Origin of the sequence: Jannaschia formosa (genome assembly GCF_003340555.1) — a bacterium.
Taxonomy (GTDB): domain Bacteria; phylum Pseudomonadota; class Alphaproteobacteria; order Rhodobacterales; family Rhodobacteraceae; genus Jannaschia; species Jannaschia formosa.
In genome coordinates, this window is record NZ_QPLJ01000005.1 from 112507 (window position 1) to 130636 (window position 18130).

The following is an 18130-nucleotide window of genomic DNA, read 5'->3' on the forward strand; positions in this document are numbered from 1 at the left end:
AGGGTCGGCAGACCGGGGCCGGCGCGCGTCAGGCGCCCGCGCTGTCCACGGTCAGGGACTTCTCGCACTTGCCGCAGCAGGTCGCGCCCTTGCAGCCGTCGCTCGCGGGACGGTCGCGCAGGCTCTGGGCGAGGATCTCGACCATCGCGTCGAGATCCAGGTTGCGGGGCAAAGCTGATTTGAGCATGGCAATCTTCCTTGATGAATGACCAAAGGGTATGCGGGCGTGGACCGGCCCTGACAGTCCGGTTTTCCTGACCCCGGAGGGCATATGCCGATTTCCGCCGATCAAGCCGCCGCCCTGACCGAGGCCGTCCGCGCCGTCGCCCGGGCCGAGATCCTTCCCCGCTTCCGTGCGCTGGCCGCGGGCGACATCGACGAGAAGTCGAGCTTCGACGATCTCGTGACCGTCGCTGACCGCGCAGCCGAGGCCGCCCTGACCGAGAAGGTCCGCGCCATCCTGCCGGGCGACGACGTCATCGGGGAAGAGGCCGTCAGCGAGGACCGGAACCTGCTCGACCGGCTGGGATCGGGCCGGGTGACCGTCATCGACCCGATCGACGGGACGTGGAACTTCGCCCATGGCAACGCCAATTACGGCGTCATCGTCGCCGTGGTTGAGGAGGGCGAGACAGTCTGGGGCCTGCTCTACGACCCGTCCTTCGACGACTGGATCGAGGCGCATCGCGGCGGCGGCGCGGTCTTCTGCCGGAACGGACGCCGCACGCCCCTCGCCCTGTCGCAGCAGGACGACCCGCTCGACCGGCTGCGCGGCAATGTCGGCTTCTACATGTTCCCCGAGGCGGACCGCGCCGGACTCGCCGGGACGACGCACCTGTTCCGGCGCGCGACCTCGCTGGGCGCCAGCCTGCACGAGTATCGGATGCAGGCGCTGGGCCATACGGATTTCTGCCTCAACGGCATGCTGAACGTCTGGGACCACGCCGCCGGTTCGCTGATCCTGCGGGAGGCGGGCGGCGTGGCCCGCCTGCTCGACGGGCAGGACTACCGGCCCGGGATGCGCGAGGGACGGCTGCTGACTGCGCGGACCGAGGGCCTGTGGGAGACGCTCGCCGGGAGGTTCAACGAGGCGCTCCGCTCCTAGCCTGCCGCCGACTTCGCCTCAGTTCGGCGCCCGCTCCGCCCAGCCGGCGAAGATCTTCTCCAGCGCGACGACGACGTAGAACAGCGCGATCCCCAGCACGGCGAGCGCGATCAGCACCGCGAACATCAGCGGGTAGTCGGCATTCGTCCGCCCTGAATCGAACAGCGCGCCGAGGCCGCGCCCGTGCGGCGAGACGATCTCCATCAGGTTGGTGCCGATGAAGGCCAGAGTGACCGCGACCTTCAGCGCCCCGAAGAACTCCGGCAGGGTCTTGGGCAGGGCGATCTTCCAGAAGATCGTCGCCTGCGACGCACCGAGCGCGCGGAGGATATCGCGATACTCGGGCTCCAGCGTCGACAACCCGATCGAGACCGAGACGGCGATCGGGAAGAACGAGATGATGAAGGCCAGCATCACCGTGTTGAAGTCGTGCTGGCCCACGAAAAGCAGCGCGAAGATCGGCACCACGGTCGCCTTCGGAATCGCGTTGAAGCCCACCAGCAGCGGATAGAGCGCCTCGCGCGCGAGCCTGGAGAAACCCATGACCATGCCGAGCAGCGTGCCGAAGACGACCGCAATCAGCAGTCCGACGACGGTGCGCCACAGCGTCTGCCAGCCGCCGGTCAGGAACAGCTCCCAGTAGCGGGCATAGGCCGGGGGCAGGTCCGAGGGCGAAGCCATCACGAAGTTCGGCCAGCCGTTCGCCCAGACCAGCAACTCCCAGAGCAGAAGGAAGACGACCATCGCGCCGACGGGGACGGCGATCTGGCGCAGGGTGCGGGTCATCGTGGCCTCTCCGTCGACGGGTCCCGGGCGGTGGCGGCGACGTCCTCCACCGGGCGGTCGGCGACGCCGGGCACCGGGGTCGGCGCGGGGGCCGGGGTCTCCACCTCGCGGCCCTGGGCGATCTGGATCTCCCGGCGCAACAGGGCCAGCAGCTCCACCGCGCGCGGCGCGTAGAGGTCCTCAAGGCCCCGGTTCGGCCCGAGATCGATCTCGACGATGCGCTGGGCGCGGGCCGGGCGGGCGCTGAAGACGACGGTGTGGTCGGACAGGAAGACGCTCTCGCGCAGATCGTGGGTGATCAGGACGCAGGTGAACCGCTCGGCGCGGCGCAGCTCGTGCATCGTCAGCCAGAGGTCCTCGCGGGTGAATGCGTCGAGCGCGCCGAAGGGCTCGTCGAGGATCAGCACCTCGGGCCGGTGCACGATGGAGCGGCAGAGCGAGGCGCGCTGGCGCATCCCCCCCGACAGCTCCGACGGGCGTTTGTCCTCGAACCCTTCAAGGCCCACCAGCGCCAGCAATTCGCGCGCCCGGTCCTCGCGCTGCGATTTGTTCATCCCCGTGGACACGATCTCCAGCGGCAGCATCACGTTCTGCAGGATCGTGCGCCATTCCAGCAGGACGGGGTTCTGGAAGGCCATGCCCACGGTCGAGCGCGGCCCCGTCACCGGCTTGCCACCCAGCTTCACCACGCCCTCGTCGGGCTTCATCAGCCCGGCCACCAGCCGCGTCAGCGTGGACTTGCCGCAGCCGGAGGGGCCGACGACGGCGGTGAAGCTGCCCTCTGGCATGTCGAGCGTCAGGTCGTCGAGCACCGGCAGGGGCCCCGCCTGCGTGCGATAGGCATGGGTGACGTGGTCGAGGGAAATCGGCAGGGACATGGCACCGGCGGGGCGGGATTCACCGCCCATTAAGGTTAACGCCCCTTCCTGTGGCCGGAAATACTCCGGGGTCCGGGGCAGAGCCCCGGTCCGACCGATCGGACCGGGAACAGGGCTTTGGCAGCAGGTCGCGGCGTTTACTGCAGCATCCGCTCCTCGGCGGGGGGCAGGTAGCTGTCGTCGAAGATCGCGTCCATGTCCGGCTCGTTCTGGAACTCGTAGACGAGCTTCGTCTGCTCCAGCGCGTTGGCCATGCGGTCCGGGTCGATCCCGCCGAGGCCGTTCTCCTGCACCCAGGGCGTCAGCACGTTGGCATCGATGGACAGCTGCAGGCGCTGCTGCTCAAGCTCCAGGTCGGCGGCCGGGTTGCGGTCGATCACTGCCTGCGCGCCCATGGCCGGGTCGGCGATGACGTCGGCCCATCCCTTGGCGATGGCGGTCAGGAAGCCGGTCACGACCTCGGGATTGGCCTCGGCGAAGTCGGTGTTCACGATGATCGCGTTGCCGTAGAGGTCGACGCCGTGATCGGCCATCAGGATGGTCGTGAGGTCGTCCTCGGGCACGCCGAGCCGGACGAGGTTCAGGTAGGACGAGAAGCTGAAGCCCGTCACCGAATCGACCTCGCCGCTCGCCAGCATCGGCTCGCGCGTGGGGAAGCCCACCGGCTCGACGGTGATCGTGTCCATGTCGAGATCGTTCTCGGCGGCGAAGATCGGGAACTGCGCCCAGGCGCCGTCGGGCGGCGGCGCGCCGAGGACCGAGCCTTCGAGGTCGTCCACCCCGGAAATGCCCTGCGACTTGCGGCCGACCACGGCGAAGGGCGGCTTGTCGTAGATCATCATCACCGCCGTCACCGGCGCGTCGGGATTCTGGTCGAGGAACTTGATCAGCGAGTTGATGTCGGCGAAGCCGAAGGGGAAGGCGCCGGTGGCGACCTTCGGGATCGCGTCGAGCGAGCCCTGGCCGGCGGTCACCTCGACCTCCAGCCCGGCCTCGGCGAAATGGCCGTTGTCGATGGCGGCGAAATAGGCGGCGCTCGGCCCCTCGAACTTCCAGTCTAGGGCGAAGGGCACCTGGGTCTGCGCCATCGCGGGCGCGGCGAGGAACATGGCGGCGGCAAGGCCGGTGAAACGGTCGAACATGATGACTCCCCTCTTGGTTCGCCCGACCGTCGTCCTCCGGCGCGGGAAGGGCCAGCGGGCGGGCTTTCTGCGGCCAGCCTGCACCGGGCCGGGCGAGGAGATAAAGCCAATTCTTGTGCGGAGTGCCCAGGATCTGGGCATCCACCGGGGACAGGCTCCGCGACCCGGGCTACCGAAGCCGTGGCTCCATCCAGCGCCAGACGGCGGCCGAGATCGCCTCGTGCAACATGTCCAGCATGCTGTGCCCGGTCCGGCCGGAGCCGTGCAGCAGCAGGATGGCGGGGCACGGCGCGCGCCCGGTCGGGCGCGTAGTCCTAGGTGGCGCCAGTGCCGGTCAGGTCGGCGCGCGCGGCCTCGGCGAGGCGGGCCGGGCGCGGGGCCTCCGGCCAAGATCAGGGCGCGGGACGCGGAGGGAGCCTGGTCTCGAGCCAGACCCAGGCGTCCTCGGCGATCCGCGGCCCGTTGGCGGCGAGGTCGTTGTCGTGGCCGCGCAGGCGGATCAGGTCGTAAGGGTGCCCCGCCCGCGCCATCGCCGTGGCACTGGCCAGCGCCTGCGCCACCGGCCGCGCCGGGTCGTCGGAGCCGAGATAGTGCCGCACCGGCACGCCCTCACCGACGGGCCGCGGCGCGTCGGTCCCGACGATCCCGGCATGGGCGACCACCGCGTCCCAAGGGCCGGCGATGCTGTTGGCCCAGAGCTGCGCCGTCTCGGCCCCGCGGCCGTGGCCGAACAGCCCGACCCGCTCCGCGTCGAGGCGGAAGACCTGCCCGGCATGGGCCAGCGTCTCGGCGGCGATGCGCGCGTCGTAGGGGGCAGTGCCGTCGGCGGGGAAGTCCGGCGCGATCAGGACCACCCCCTGCCGCGCAGCGATCCCGTGCCACATGTCGATCATGGCGCGCCCGTCCTGACCGGAATCGTGCAGCAGCAGGATCGCGGGGGCCGGGTCGCCGGTCTCGGGGCCGATCCCCCACCAGCGCAGCCCGCCCATCGTCACGTAGGATGTCGCCTGTCCGGGACCCGCGTCGGGCCAGGGCGCGGTCAGGTCGCTGCGCACGCGCTCGACCAGGCGTGCGGGCGCCGGGGGGGCGTCGTGGGTCAGCAGCAGCGGCTGGATCTCGGTCAGCGCGGGCGCGAGCAGCTGCGCCATCAGCATCCGCCCCTGCGGCGTGCCCCGGCCCAGCGACATGATCAGCAGCGCGAAGGTGATCGCGATGAGGGCGAGGCGCAGGGGCAGGGACATAGGCGGGACTCCTGAACGGGGTTCCCGAAACAGTCTGTTCCCCCTCTCGGGCAGCGGTTTGACGCGATCCCGGCGAAAGCCGGTCCAATCCGAGCCGAAACCGCTGGTTCGCGAAACGATCCGGGGCTACGGCGAAGACTGCACGCCGGAGAGGGGGGAATTCATGCGGATCGCCGAAACAGTCACCTTCGGCGGCGGCGGACTGAACCGCGCCGAGGATCTGCGCCGCCACCCCGAGCTTCTGGCCGAGCTGCCGGTGCGGGTGCTGCCGCTCTGGCGCGGCAAGCCGCTGCTCGCGCCGGGGCGCGAGGCGCTCGCCATCATGGAGGGGGACGTTTTCACGGCCCACGGGCACCCGGTGCTGATCGGCAAGCTGGACGGCGCGGCCCTCTTCGCGCGCGACGTCTCGGGGCTGGAGGTCGCGGGCCTGGGCGAGGGGCTGGGCGCCTTCCTCGACCCGACCGAGCAGACCCATCCCGACCTGCCCCACGGCACCGCCTTCGCCGAACTGCGGGCCGTCATGACCCGGCTGTCGTCCCTCGACGCCGAGATCGCGGCCACCGCCAAGGGCGCGCTGGAATGGCACCGCACGCATGGCTTCTGCGCCAATTGCGGCGGGCCGACGCAGCCCGGCAAGGCGGGCTGGATGCGGGCCTGTCCGACCTGCGGGCGGGCGCATTTTCCGCGCACGGACCCGGTCGTCATCATGCTTGTGACCCATGGCGACCGGGTGCTGCTGGGCCGCTCCCCGGCCTGGCCCGAGGGCTTCTTCTCGTGCCTCGCGGGCTTCATGGAGCCCGGCGAGACGCTGGAGGCCGCCGTCCGCCGCGAGACCTGGGAGGAGACGGGGGTGCGCGTCGGACCGGTCCGCTACCTCGCCTCGCAGCCCTGGCCCTTCCCCGGCTCGCTGATGCTGGGCGCCCATGGTGAGGCGGTGGATGATCGCATCGAGATCGACCCGGAGGAGATCGCCGAGGCGCTCTGGCTCGACCGGAGCGAGCTGATGGACGTCTTCGCCGGCACCCATCCGCGGATCGGCGCCGCCCGCAAGGGCGCCATCGCGCGCTTCCTGCTGGAGAACTGGCTGGCCGACCGGCTGGATTGAGCCCGCGGGGGGATTGATCCCCCCGCCCGGTCCGCGCAGATAGGCGCGAACCTCAGGAGGCAGCCCATGCAGTTCACCGCCACCGAAGAGATCGCCGCTCCCATCGACGCCGTCTGGGCGCGCGTGACCGATTTCGACGGCTTCGCCGAGGCGCTCCGGACGCGCGGCGGCAAGGCCGAGCGCCAGGATGAGGGCCCCGTCGGCCCCGGATCGGCCTGGACCGGCGCGGCCGAGATCATGGGCAAGATCCGCTTCGTCGAGGTGACGGTGACGCGGATGGACGTGCCGACGGGCCTCGGCATCGCCGCCCATGCCGAGGGCATCGACATCGTGCTCGACGTCACGCTCGAGGCGCTGTCGCAGGCCCGCACCCGCCTGACCGTCACCACCCAGGCTGCGGCGACGTCGATCCGGGCGAAGGTCCTTCTGCAGCCGCTGAAGCTGGCCCACGGCACGATCGAGGAGCGCTACCGCGGCCGCGTCGCGGGCTTCGCGCGCCGGATCGAGGGCAAGGCCGCCTGAGGCCGGACCGGGCCGAAGGGCGCCGCCAGGCCGTCGTGCGGGCCCCGGAGCCTTTCCCAGCGGCAGCCGGGTCGCCCCGTCGATGGTCGTGTCGGACCGGGCCTGCGCGGTCGAACGGTGGCGACGTCCGTGATAGATGCGCGCCGAAGCGCGACCCTCGCAAGACCGCTGGGCGAGGCCCGAGCTACGCTTATCTTGTAGCTCCCATTCGGGAAGACGGGACCTCAGGATGAGCTCCAGGCAGGGACAGGAGACCGTGCACGATGCCGTCGTGACCCACGGCGTCGTGACCGCGGACCCGGTCGACCTGCTGACCGGGACCGGCTGGCGCGTGCCCGTGGCGGTCTGCCGGGAAGCCATCCTGCGGCTGTGGAGCGACGATGCCTTCGGGCTGGCCGGCAACGTGGCCTTCCGGATGCTGCTGGCCGTCTTCCCCTTCCTGATCTTCACGAGCTCCCTGACCGCCTTCGTCGGCGACCGCTCGATGGCGCAGGACCTTACCGAATTCCTCATCGCGATGGTGCCCCCGGCGCTGGTCGACCCGATGGTGTCCGAGGTGCTCAAGGTCATGACCGTGCAGCGCGGGGGCGTGCTCAGCGTGGGTATCCTGCTGACGATCTGGTTCGCCGTGGGCGGCGTCGACGGGGTGCGCGTCGGCCTCAATCGCGCCTATGGCGTCCCCGAGACCCGGTCGGTCCTCGTGGTCTATGCGGTGCAGGCCGGAATGGTCCTCTTCACCGGGCTCGTCCTCGTGCTGGTCGGCTACCTGCTGGTGCTCGCGCCGCGGGCCGGGTCGTGGTTGCACATGCTGCTCCCCGCCTTCGACCCGGCTTCGGTAAAAATGAGCCTGATCCGCTATCCGGCGGCGGCCGCCATCCTCTTCGCCTCGCTGCTCGGGGCGCATGTGATCCTGCCCGCCCGGCGGACGCGCTTCTCCAGCATCTGGCCGGGCGTCGTCTTCACCGTGGCCGCATGGGCGCTGCTGACGGCGGCCTTCTCCTGGTACCTGACCAGCTTCGCCGCCTATGCCAGCTACTATGCCGGCCTCGCGGGGATCATCGCGGCGCTCTACTTCATGTATCTCGGGGCGCTGATCCTGATCTTCGGAGGGGAGCTGAACCGGGCGATCCGCATCCGCCGCCTCGCCTCGGCGCTCCGGTCGAAGGCCGCCCGCCCCGGCACGTCCTGAGACGGGGCGGCCGGGGCAACCGCCGGGTCAGTCCGCGCCGCCGTCGAAATGGTCCGGGTCAGCGGGATAGACGCCCAGGATGTCGAGCGAGGAGGTGAAGTAGCGCAATTCCTCCAGCGCGCGGGCGACGGGCGGATCCTCGGGATGGCCCTCGATATCGGCGTAGAACTGGGTCGCGGTGAACTGGCCGTCGACCATGTAGCTTTCCAGCTTGGTCATGTTCACGCCGTTCGTCGCGAAGCCGCCCATCGCCTTGTAGAGCGCGGCGGGGATGTTGCGCACGCGAAACACGAAGGTCGTCTTGACCGGCCCCGACCCGGGAGCGGGGCGCAGCGGCTCGGGCGCCATGATGAGGAAACGCGTCGTGTTGCGGTCGTGATCTTCGATATGGCGGGCGAGGACCTCCAGCCCGTAGATCCGGCCCGCCATCTCGGAGGCGAGCGCGGCCTCGGCCGGGTTGCCGGCCTCGGCGATCTGCTTGGCGGATCCGGCGGTGTCGGCGCCGACCCGGGCGCGGATGCCGTGCCGGGCGAGGAAGTCGCGGCACTGGCCCAGCAGGACGGTGTGGGACTGCGCCACGCGGATGTCCGAGAGGGTCGCGCCGGGCAGGGCCAGCAGGTTGATGTGGACGCGGACGAAGGCCTCCTCGACGATGTGCAGGCCGGAATGGGGCAGCAGAGAGTGGATGTCGGCCACCCGCCCATAGGTCGAGTTCTCGACCGGCAGCATGGCGAGCTGGGCCTGACCCTGGCGGACGGCCTCGATGGCGTCCTCGAAGGTCGGGCAGGGCAGGGGGGCGTGGTCTGGCCGCGCCTCGTGGCACGCCTGGTGCGAATAGGCGCCGAGTTCTCCCTGGAAGGCGATCGTTGCTGGCATGGGACCCCGGTTTGCTTTGGTCGTTTCGTCGCAAGCGGTATCCCTTGCGTCGCACCGCAGGAACCCCATACATACGCGCGGACCGAAGCACGACCGTCACTGAAGAAGAGGCACCCCATGGACACCATGACGATCACCAAGGCCGGCGGCGCGTTGTGCGGGGCGCTTTTGGTGTTCCTGCTGGGAGCCTGGGCGTCGGAGGGCCTCTATCACGTGGCCGGCGACAGCCATGGCGAGGAAGCGGTGATGGGCTTCGCCATCGAGGTCGCCGAGGCGGCCGACGAGGCAGGGGTCGAGGCCGAGCCGGAGGTGCCCTTCGAGGAGGTCTTCGTGAACGCCTCCGCCGCAGATGGCGAGCGTCTCTGGCGGCAATGCGCCTCCTGCCACAACCTCGAAGGGTCGAACGCGACCGGCCCCTACCTCGACGGCGTCGTCGGCCGCGACAAGGGCTCGGTCCCGGGCTATGCCTATTCCGAGATGCTGGCGACGATGGAAGGCGACTGGACGCCCGAGAACCTGTCCGGCTTCCTGCTCAACCCGAAGGAATACGCGCCGGGCACCAAGATGGCCTATCGCGGAATGTCCGACATCCAGGACCGCGCCAACCTGATCGCCTACCTCGCGGCGACCGGCGGCTGACATCCTCTTCGACGACCGGCGGCCACCCTCTCGGGTGGCCGTTCCGATTCGGAGGGCGGGGTTTTCGCGCCGTGTCACGGCCCTAGCTTCACGGGGAGGTGTGCCGGCGGCCCTTGCACTCGGCATGGCCCGCTCATTAGCTACGTGCTCGAACCGGATCACGAGGGAGGCCCGAATGCTGGACCGTATCGCCGCGACCCTGGCCCTTGGGGCCGTGCTGGCCCTGCCGGCCGCCGCCCAGGACCTTACCGTAAGTCACGGATATTCCAACTTCGGCGAGCTGAAATATGGCCCGGACGAGCCGTTCTCCTATGTGAACGTCGACGCTCCGAAGGGGGGCGAGATCAGCCTCTCCGCGCTGGGCAACTTCGACAGCTTCAACAACTACACGCGCAACGGCAACGTCGCGGTCGGCACCGACGTCCTCTACGAGGACATCTTCGTGTCGGCGGCCGACGACCCTTATGGCGTCTACTGCTATCTCTGCGAGACGATCGAGTATCCCGAGGACCTGTCCTACGTCCTCGTGAACCTGCGCGACGACGTGACCTTCGCGAACGGCACGCCGATGACCGCCGAGGACGTGGTCTTCACCGTCGACCTGTTCCTCGAGCAGGGCCTCGCGGAGTTCCGCAATGCGATTGACGGTTACTTCAAGTCTGTGACGCAGACAGGCCCGCTCCAGGTCCGCTTCGAGTTCGAGGAAGACGTCCCGAAGCGCGAGCGCATGGGGATCGTCGGCATCTGGAACCCGTTCTCGAAGGCCTGGTTCGAGGAGACCGGCGCGCGCATCGACGAGTCCACGCTGACGCCCTTCATGGGCACCGGCCCCTACGTCGTGGGCGAGTTCGACACCGGCCGCTCGCTGACCTACACGCGCAACCCGAACTGGTGGGGCGCCGACCACCCCTACAACCAGGGGCGCTGGAACTTCGACTCCATCCGCTACGAGTATTTCGGCGACAGCTCGGCTGCGCTGCAGGCTTTCTTCGCCGGCGAGTACACCTTCCGCATCGAGTCGACCTCGCGCGACTGGGCCACGGGCTATGACGTGCCGCCGGTCCAGCGCGGCGACATCGTCAAGGAGACGCTGCCCGACGGGTCGATCTCGGCCGCGCAGGGCTTCGTCTTCAATCTCAAGCGCGAGGAGTGGCAGGACCCGCGGGTGCGCGAGGCGGTCCGCATGATGTTCAACTTCGAATGGTCGAACGAGACGTTGTTCTACGGCCTCTACTCGCGCCCCTACAGCTTCTGGGGCGGATCGGATCTCGCCGCCGAGGGGGTGCCGGAGGGCGCGGAGCGGGCGCTGCTGGAGCCTCTCGTCGAAGAGGGGCTGCTCAACGCTTCCATCCTCGAGGAGGAGGCCGTGATGCCGCCGGCCAACGACGCCGCGAGCAACACGCCCGACCGCCGCACCCGGCGCGCCGCGCTCGCGCTCCTGTCGGAGGCGGGCTACGAGCTGGGCGAGGGCGGCATGCTGCGCGACGCCGAGGGCAACACGCTGGAGCTGGTGATCATCCAGTTCAACCCGGGCTTCGACCGGATCGTGAACCCCTATGTCGAGAACCTGCGCGAGATCGGCATCGACGCCCGGCTGGAGCGCGTGGACAATGCCCAGTATATCGAGCGGCGCCGGTCCGGCGACTGGGACCTGACCAACCAGTCCCCCGGCCAAGGCTTCGAGCCGGGCGGCGGGCTGCGCCAGTGGTTCGGCTCCGAGACGGCCGAGGACAGCTCCCGCAACATCATGGCGCTGGCGGACCCGGCGGTGGACCGGCTGATCGAGGTGGTCGTGAACGCCGAGACGCTGGATGAGCTGCGCCCCGCCACCCGCGCGCTCGACCGCGCGCTGCGGGCGCACGGCTTCTGGATCCCGCAATGGGGCAATTCGGAGCATTGGGTCGCCTATTGGGACATGTACCGCCACCCCGACGAGATCCCGCCGCTGGCGCTGGGCGTGCTCGACTTCTGGTGGTATGACGCCGAAGCCGCGGCCGAGTTGCGGGCCAGCGGGGCGCTCTGAATGGGCGCCTACATCCTTCGGCGCCTGCTGCTGATCATCCCGACCCTTCTGGGGATCATGGTGATCAACTTCAGCCTGGTGCAATTCGTCCCCGGCGGGCCGGTCGAGCAGATCCTGGCCCAGCTGGAGGGCGGGGGGGATGCGTTCGACAGCTTCTCGGGCGGAGCCACCGAGAATGTCGAGCGGGTGAACAACTCGGGCTACACGGGCGCGCAGGGCCTGCCGCAGGAATTCATCGACGAGCTTGAGGCGCAGTTCGGCTTCGACAAGCCGCCGCTGGAACGCTTCCTGCTAATGATGTGGGACTACATGCGCTTCGACTTCGGCGAGAGCTATTTCCGCTCCATCTCCGTCGTCGATCTGGTGCTGGAAAAGATGCCGGTCTCGATCACGCTCGGCCTCTGGACGACGCTGCTGGCCTACCTGATCTCGATCCCGCTGGGCATCAAGAAAGCCGTGAGGGACGGGACCAGCTTCGACACCTGGACCAGCGCCGTCGTGATTGTGGCCTATGCGATCCCGGGATTCCTCTTCGCGATCCTGCTACTGGTGCTGTTCGCGGGTGGATCCTACTTCAAGATTTTCCCGCTGCGCGGCCTGACCTCTCCGGGATGGGAGGACCTGAATCCGGTCATGCAGGTGCTCGACTACCTGCACCACATCGCGCTGCCGGTGCTGGCCTCGACGATCTCGGCCTTCGCGGGGCTGACGCTGCTGACCAAGAACTCGTTCCTCGACGAGATCCGCAAGCAGTATGTCGTCACCGCCAAGGCCAAGGGGTTGAGCGAGGGCAAGGTTCTCTACGGGCACGTCTTCCGCAACGCGATGCTGATCGTGATCTCGGGCTTTCCGGCGGTCTTCGTCAGCGTCTTCTTCGGCGGATCGCTCATCATCGAGACGATCTTCTCGCTCGACGGGCTGGGGCGGCTGGGCTTCGAGGCGGTGGTGAACCGGGACTACCCGGTGATGTTCGGCACGCTCTTCGCCTTCTCGCTGATCGGGCTGGTCGTGGGGCTGCTGACCGACCTGACCTATATCTGGGTCGACCCCCGCATCGATTTCGAGAGCCGGGAGACCTGAGATGGCCGAACGGATCACCAACCTGCCGGAGCCGGAGGAGGACGCGCCGACGCGGCTGCCCCCGCCCGAGCCGCCGAAGCAGCGACGCCCGTGGCTTTCGCCGCTTAACCAGCGCCGCCTGCGCAACTTCAAGCGCAACACGCGGGCCCACTGGTCGTTCTGGATCTTCGTCGTCCTCTTCGGCGTTTCGCTCTTCGCGGAGTTCATCGCCAACGAGAAGCCGATCCTCGTGAGCTACCGGGGCGAGCTGCGGATGCCGATCTTCCAGTTCTACCCCGAGACGGCGTTCGGCGGCGACTTCCGCACGGAAGCGGCCTATCGCGACCCCGAGGTCGAATGCCTGATCGTCTCCGGAGGTCTGGAGGAGTGCTTCGACTTCCCCGAAGAGGTGATCGCCTCCGTCGAGGCGACAGGCACCTGGGACGGCACGCCGGTCGAGCAGGGCTGGATCGTCTGGCCGCCTATCCGCTACTACTACACGACCAATTCCGACGTGCCGGGCGCCGCGCCGCATCCGCCCTCGTCGGAGCATATCCTCGGCACCGACGACACGGCCCGCGACGTGGCCGCCCGCGTGATCTACGGCTTCCGCCTGTCGGTGGCCTTCGCGCTTCTGGTGACGCTCTTCACCTCGGTCATCGGCATCGCGGCAGGCGCCGTGCAGGGCTTCTTCGGCGGCCTTACCGACCTCTTCATGCAGCGCCTGATCGAGGTCTGGGGGTCGATCCCGTCGCTCTACATCATCATCATCGTGGCCGCGATCATCCCGATGAACTTCTGGTTGCTGGTCGGGCTGATGACGCTTTTCGGCTGGACGGCCCTCGTCGGCGTGGTCCGGGCCGAGTTCCTGCGCGCCCGCAACTTCGAATATGTCCGCGCGGCGCGGGCCTTGGGCGTGTCGAATACGACGATCATGTTCCGCCACGTGTTGCCCAACGCGATGGTCGCGACGCTGACCCTGCTGCCCTTCATCGTGACCGGCGTGATCGGGGGGCTGGCGTCGCTCGACTTCCTGGGCTTCGGCCTGCCGTCCTCGGCACCTTCGCTGGGGGAAATGACCTTGCAGGCGAAGCAGAACCTCCAGGCGCCCTGGCTGGGCTTCACGGCCTTCATAACCTTCGCGGTGATGCTGTCGCTGCTCGTCTTCATCTTCGAGGGGGTGCGGGACGCGTTCGATCCGCGGAAGACCTTCGCGTGATGTCCCGGCCGCTCTCCGCTCCTCTGGGCCGTAAACCGTCCGTCACGGTTAGCGTCGGCCTGCCTTCTTCCCTCCAGAAATATCCCGGGGGTCCGGGGGCTGGCCCCCGGCCCGGCCGGTGCCGCAAGCGCGCCGGCCAGACCCGGCCCGGATCAGCCGCATGAGCCTTCTGCAAGTTAAAGACCTCCGCATCGCCTTCCGCCAGGACGGCAGGACATCCGAGGCCGTCAAGGGCGTCTCCTTCCACGTCGAGAAGGGCGAGACCGTCGCGCTGGTGGGCGAATCCGGGTCGGGGAAGTCGATCACCGCGCTCTCGACCGTCTCGCTGCTGCCCGACAGCGCCAGGGTCACCGGCTCCATCACCTATGACGGGGCCGAGATGGTCGGCGCGCCGGAGAAGGAACTGATGCGCGTGCGCGGCAACGACATCAGCTTCATCTTTCAGGAGCCGATGACCTCGCTCAACCCGCTCCACACGATCGAGAAGCAGCTGAGCGAATCGCTTCTCCTCCATCAGGGGCTGAGCGGCAGCAAGGCCCGCGCCCGCATCCTCGACCTTCTCGACAAGGTCGGCATCCAGGACGCCGAGCGCCGCCTGACCGCCTATCCGCACGAATTGTCGGGCGGGCAGCGCCAGCGCGTGATGATCGCCATGGCGCTCGCCAACGGGCCGGAGCTCCTGATTGCGGACGAGCCGACCACGGCGCTCGACGTCACGATCCAGGCGCAGATCCTGGAGCTGCTGGCGGAGCTGAAGGACCGCGAGGGCATGTCGATGCTCTTCATCACCCACGACCTCGGCATCGTCCGCCGCTTCGCCGACCGGGTCTGCGTGATGCAGAATGGAGAGATCGTCGAGACCGGCCCCGTTGCCGACATCTTCGACAACCCACAGCATTCCTATACCCGCAAGCTGCTCGCCGCCGAGCCGAAGGGCGTGCCCGACCCGGTCGGGCCGCGCGCGCAGGAGGTGGTCACGACCGAGCACCTCAAGGTCTGGTTCCCGATCCGCACGGGCCTGCTGAAACGCACGTCATCCTACGTGAAGGCGGTCAACGACGCCACGCTCGCCGTGCGCGAGGGCGAGACCGTGGGCATCGTCGGCGAGAGCGGCTCCGGCAAGACGACGCTGGCGCTGGCGATCATGCGGCTCATCTCCTCCGAGGGGGCGATCACGCTGGAGGATCGCCGGATCGACGGGCTGAAATCGCGCGACATGCGGCCGCTCAGGCAGGCGATGCAGATCGTCTTCCAGGACCCGTTCGGCTCGCTCAGCCCGCGGATGACCGTGGCCGAGATCGTGGCCGAGGGTCTGAAGCTGCATGCCACCGGCGACGACCGTCCGCATCGGGAGCAGGTGGCCGAGATCCTGGCCGAGACCGGCATCGACCCCGCCTCGATGGACCGCTACCCGCACGAATTCTCGGGCGGCCAGCGCCAGCGCATCGCCATCGCCCGCGCCATGATCCTGCGCCCCCGGCTGGTCGTGCTGGACGAGCCGACGAGCGCGCTGGACCAGACCGTGCAGGTGCAGATCGTCGAGCTACTGCGCGACCTGCAGAAGCGCTACGGGCTCGCCTACCTGTTCATCAGCCACGACCTGAAGGTCGTGCGCGCGCTGAGCCACAAGGTGATGGTGATGAAGCGCGGCGACGTGGTCGAGGCGGGCGATGCCGCGTCCATCTTCGATGCGCCGAAGGACCCCTATACGCAGGCCCTGATGGCGGCGGCCTTCGACCTGAAGGCGTCGAAGGCGGTCGCCGTCTGAGCGGGGCGCAGACCCCGCTCAGACGGCGCACTTGAAGGAACAGGCACGATCGGCGCGCGGGACCGCATGCGGCCGCGCACCGCGGTCTCAGCTCCCCAGCATCACGTCGCAATCGACGTCGCGGGCGCGCAGGCGGGTGCAGGCGCGGGTCGCCTCGCGCTCGCTGAGGCCCACGAAGCTCGGGTCGTAGCCACCGCCGGCGGCGTCGACCCGGCGGAGCGCGTTGTCGAGCGCGTCGAGTTCCTGCAACGCCGTCCGGAGCAGCAGCTTGTCGGCCTCCGAGCGGGAGGGCTGGCGGCGCAGCGAGATCGCCCAGTCGCGCGCGGCGCCCATGTCGGCGGTGACGACCTCGCGGGTGACGACGACCTCGGGGCGCGGCGCCGGCGCGGCACCGGCCAGCGCGACGGCCACGGCCGAATCGATCGCCTGGCTCGAGGGGCCGGAGGCGTTGGCGATCAGGATCGACTGGCCCGAGCCGCCCCGCGCGATCGGCCGCATCGAGATGGCGGGCGCGGTCGGCCCGGGCATCGTCGCGCCGCCATAGGTCGGCAGGGCAGGCTTCCGAATCGTGGCGTGGCTGGGCGCCCGGTCGAAGCCCAGGTCCAGCAGTTCGGCCACGCGCGCGTTGCGTGTGGCGGTGGAGCTTCCGCCGAAGACCGTGGCGATGACCCGCTCCTGCCCCCGCGCCGCCGAGGCGACGAGGTTGAAGCCCGCGGCGCTGGTAAATCCGGTCTTGATCCCGTCGGCGCCCGGATAGGCGTCGAGCAGGCGACGATTGGTGTTGCGGACCGAGGTGATCCCCGCATCCGTCGTCCGGCGAGAGAAGAGGTTGTAGTATTCCGGGTAGTCGAAGAACAGCCGCCGTCCCATCACGGTCATGTCGCGGGCCGTCGAGAGATGGCCCGACTGCGTCAGCCCGTGGGCGTTCTGGAAGTCGGTGGAGTTCATGCCAAGCGCCTTCGCCGTGCGCGTCATTCGCGCCGCGAAAGCCTGCTCGGAGCCGGAAATCGCCTCGCCGATGGCGGTCGCGGCGTCGTTGGCCGACTTCACCGCCGCCGCCCGGATCAGGTAGCGGAACGCGATCTTCTGGCCCGCGCGCAGGCCCAGCTTCGACGGCGGCTCGTCGGCCGCATGGCGGGAAATGCGCACCTCGGTGTCGAGCGTGATCTCGCCGCGCCGCACCGCCTCGAAGGCGATGTAGAGCGTCATCATCTTGGTGAGGGAGGCGGGGTGCAGCCGGGTGTCGGCGTTGCGCGCGTGCAGCACCTCGCCGGTGCGTGCATCCATCACCAGTTCCGCATTAGGCGCTGCCTTGGCCGCCGGGACGCCGAGCGCGAGGGCCAGCGTCAGGACAAGGGGCATCAGGGCCATCACGGCCCGAATCGCTTTCACTGTCATCTGTACTGCTCTGTCTGCCTGGCAGCCCGATCTTGCGCCGGTGCCGCTCTTCTCGTTGTTTCCACAGGCTAGCGAATCCCCGTAGCCGAATCCAGCCCGTCGCGACGTTGCCCTGAAATTACCCTAATTGTTCGGCGATTTGATCTATATCTAGTGAGCGTTTTCGGCCTGCCCTACAACGGTCGCGGAAGAACGAGGCGGGATCGTGGCAGACCCCGCATAGCGCCGAAGGAAAGACGATGCTGGACAGGGCCGGGACACCGCCGATGCTTGAGAACGCGGACGAAAGGAAGGCGGAGGCGGCCAAATGGTTCCGCGCGCTCCGCGACCGGATCTGCGCCGCCTTCGAGGGGCTGGAGGATGCGGGCGCGCCCGGACCTTTCGAGGCACTGGCGCCGGGCCGCTTCGAGGTCTCTCCGACCGAGAGGGACGGCGGCGGTGGCGGACTGATGTCGGTAATGCGCGGGGGCCGGGTCTTCGAGAAGGTCGGTGTGAACTGGTCCGAGGTGCATGGGCAGCTGGCGCCGCCCGCGCAGAAGGCGATGGCCGCGCGCGGCGTCCCGGGCATGGAAGAGGATCCGCGCTTCTGGGCCTCGGGCATCAGCCTCGTGGCCCATATGCGCAACCCGCACGTGCCGGCCGTGCACATGAACACGCGGATGTTCTGGACGCCCCATGCCTGGTGGTTCGGCGGCGGCGCCGACTTGAATCCCTGCCTGCCGGTCGAGGAGGATACCGCGCATTTCCATGCTCAGATGAAGGCCGCCTGCGACCCGCATGGCCCGCTGGATGGCGAGGACCGCTACGCCAAGCTCAAGGCCTGGGCGGACGAGTATTTCTTCATCCCCCACCGGGGCCGGGCGCGGGGCGTCGGGGGCATCTTCTACGACGATCTCAACACCGGGGACTGGGACGCGGACTTCGCCTTCACCCGCGACGTGGGGGCCCATTTCCTGCCCGCCTTCCAGCCGCTCGTCGAGAAGCGCCGCGCCCAGCCTTGGGACGAGGCCGACAAGGAAGCGCAGCTGATCCATCGCGGGCTCTATGCCGAGTACAACCTCGTCTACGACCGCGGGACCAAGTTCGGCCTCACGACGGGCCACAACCCCGACGCCGTGCTGATGTCGCTGCCGCCCGAGGCGAAGTGGCATTGAGACCGGAACGGCGGGCAGGGTGATGC

The 18130-nt window shown here is 69.0% G+C and carries 17 protein-coding genes; 10 read left to right on the forward strand and 7 right to left on the reverse strand.

Features of this window, described 5'->3' with window-relative positions; translation table 11 throughout:
* Positions 1-28: 28 nt before the first annotated feature.
* The gene (locus DR046_RS23595) at positions 29-187 is read right to left on the reverse strand and encodes a hypothetical protein (protein ID WP_167766966.1); all 159 of its coding nucleotides are present in this window, start codon (positions 185-187) and stop codon (positions 29-31) included.
* An 84-nt stretch (positions 188-271) separates the two neighbouring features.
* Between DR046_RS23595 and DR046_RS07675 the strand changes: the two genes are divergently transcribed.
* Positions 272-1105 (forward strand): inositol monophosphatase family protein, encoded by an 834-nt coding sequence (locus DR046_RS07675; protein ID WP_115381588.1) that lies wholly within the window; start codon positions 272-274, stop codon positions 1103-1105.
* 18 nt (positions 1106-1123) lie between these two features.
* Here DR046_RS07675 and DR046_RS07680 read toward each other — a convergent pair whose 3' ends face one another.
* From DR046_RS07680 to DR046_RS07695, 4 genes are all read right to left on the reverse strand, one after another.
* Positions 1124-1891: an ABC transporter permease gene (locus DR046_RS07680; protein WP_115381590.1), complete on the reverse strand. Its 768-nt coding sequence runs from the start codon at positions 1889-1891 to the stop codon at positions 1124-1126.
* Positions 1888-2769: an ABC transporter ATP-binding protein gene (locus tag DR046_RS07685; protein WP_115381831.1), complete on the reverse strand. Its 882-nt coding sequence runs from the start codon at positions 2767-2769 to the stop codon at positions 1888-1890. The genes DR046_RS07680 and DR046_RS07685 overlap by 4 nt, the downstream gene beginning before the upstream one ends.
* A 137-nt stretch (positions 2770-2906) precedes the next feature.
* A complete protein-coding gene (locus DR046_RS07690) occupies positions 2907-3911 on the reverse strand; it encodes an ABC transporter substrate-binding protein (RefSeq protein ID WP_115381592.1) in 1005 nt (334 codons plus the stop codon).
* Between the two features lie 392 nt (positions 3912-4303).
* Positions 4304-5152: a dienelactone hydrolase family protein gene (locus DR046_RS07695; protein ID WP_115381594.1), complete on the reverse strand. Its 849-nt coding sequence runs from the start codon at positions 5150-5152 to the stop codon at positions 4304-4306.
* A 163-nt stretch (positions 5153-5315) separates the two neighbouring features.
* Here DR046_RS07695 and nudC point away from each other — a divergent pair, with 163 nt between their 5' ends.
* The 3 genes from nudC (at position 5316) to DR046_RS07710 (ending at position 7968) form a co-directional block, all read left to right on the forward strand.
* Positions 5316-6257, forward strand: coding sequence for an NAD(+) diphosphatase (nudC, locus tag DR046_RS07700; RefSeq protein ID WP_115381596.1), 942 nt, complete (start codon positions 5316-5318; stop codon positions 6255-6257).
* 66 nt (positions 6258-6323) lie between these two features.
* Complete coding sequence (locus tag DR046_RS07705) at positions 6324-6779, forward strand: SRPBCC family protein (protein WP_115381598.1); 456 nt, start codon at positions 6324-6326, stop codon at positions 6777-6779.
* A gap of 229 nt (positions 6780-7008) precedes the next feature.
* Positions 7009-7968, forward strand: a complete 960-nt coding sequence (locus DR046_RS07710) for a YihY/virulence factor BrkB family protein (protein WP_115381600.1) — start codon at positions 7009-7011, stop codon at positions 7966-7968.
* A gap of 27 nt (positions 7969-7995) precedes the next feature.
* Here the strand turns inward: DR046_RS07710 and DR046_RS07715 are convergent, their stop codons facing one another.
* On the reverse strand, positions 7996-8844 hold the full coding sequence (locus DR046_RS07715) for a prephenate dehydratase (protein WP_115381602.1): 849 nt from the start codon (positions 8842-8844) through the stop codon (positions 7996-7998).
* Positions 8845-8961: 117 nt separating this feature from the next.
* On the opposite strand from DR046_RS07715, the gene DR046_RS07720 reads away from it, so the two are divergent.
* From DR046_RS07720 to DR046_RS07740, 5 genes are all read left to right on the forward strand, one after another.
* Entirely contained in the window at positions 8962-9483 is a 522-nt protein-coding gene (locus DR046_RS07720; RefSeq protein WP_115381604.1) for a c-type cytochrome, read from the forward strand.
* 175 nt (positions 9484-9658) lie between these two features.
* Positions 9659-11506: an extracellular solute-binding protein gene (locus DR046_RS07725; protein ID WP_115381606.1), complete on the forward strand. Its 1848-nt coding sequence runs from the start codon at positions 9659-9661 to the stop codon at positions 11504-11506.
* Positions 11507-12586 (forward strand): microcin C ABC transporter permease YejB, encoded by a 1080-nt coding sequence (locus DR046_RS07730; RefSeq protein WP_115381608.1) that lies wholly within the window; start codon positions 11507-11509, stop codon positions 12584-12586.
* Between the two features lies 1 nt (position 12587).
* Positions 12588-13784 (forward strand): ABC transporter permease, encoded by a 1197-nt coding sequence (locus DR046_RS07735; RefSeq protein ID WP_115381610.1) that lies wholly within the window; start codon positions 12588-12590, stop codon positions 13782-13784.
* A gap of 160 nt (positions 13785-13944) precedes the next feature.
* Positions 13945-15552 carry an ABC transporter ATP-binding protein gene (locus tag DR046_RS07740; RefSeq protein ID WP_115381612.1) on the forward strand — a complete coding sequence of 536 codons (1608 nt, stop codon included), beginning with the start codon at positions 13945-13947 and terminating at the stop codon, positions 15550-15552.
* An 87-nt stretch (positions 15553-15639) separates the two neighbouring features.
* Here the strand turns inward: DR046_RS07740 and DR046_RS07745 are convergent, their stop codons facing one another.
* Complete coding sequence (locus DR046_RS07745) at positions 15640-16923, reverse strand: D-alanyl-D-alanine carboxypeptidase family protein (RefSeq protein WP_370815867.1); 1284 nt, start codon at positions 16921-16923, stop codon at positions 15640-15642.
* Positions 16924-17216: 293 nt separating this feature from the next.
* Between DR046_RS07745 and hemF the strand changes: the two genes are divergently transcribed.
* Positions 17217-18104: an oxygen-dependent coproporphyrinogen oxidase gene (gene hemF, locus DR046_RS07750; protein ID WP_115381833.1), complete on the forward strand. Its 888-nt coding sequence runs from the start codon at positions 17217-17219 to the stop codon at positions 18102-18104.
* The last annotated feature ends 26 nt before the right edge of the window (positions 18105-18130 follow it).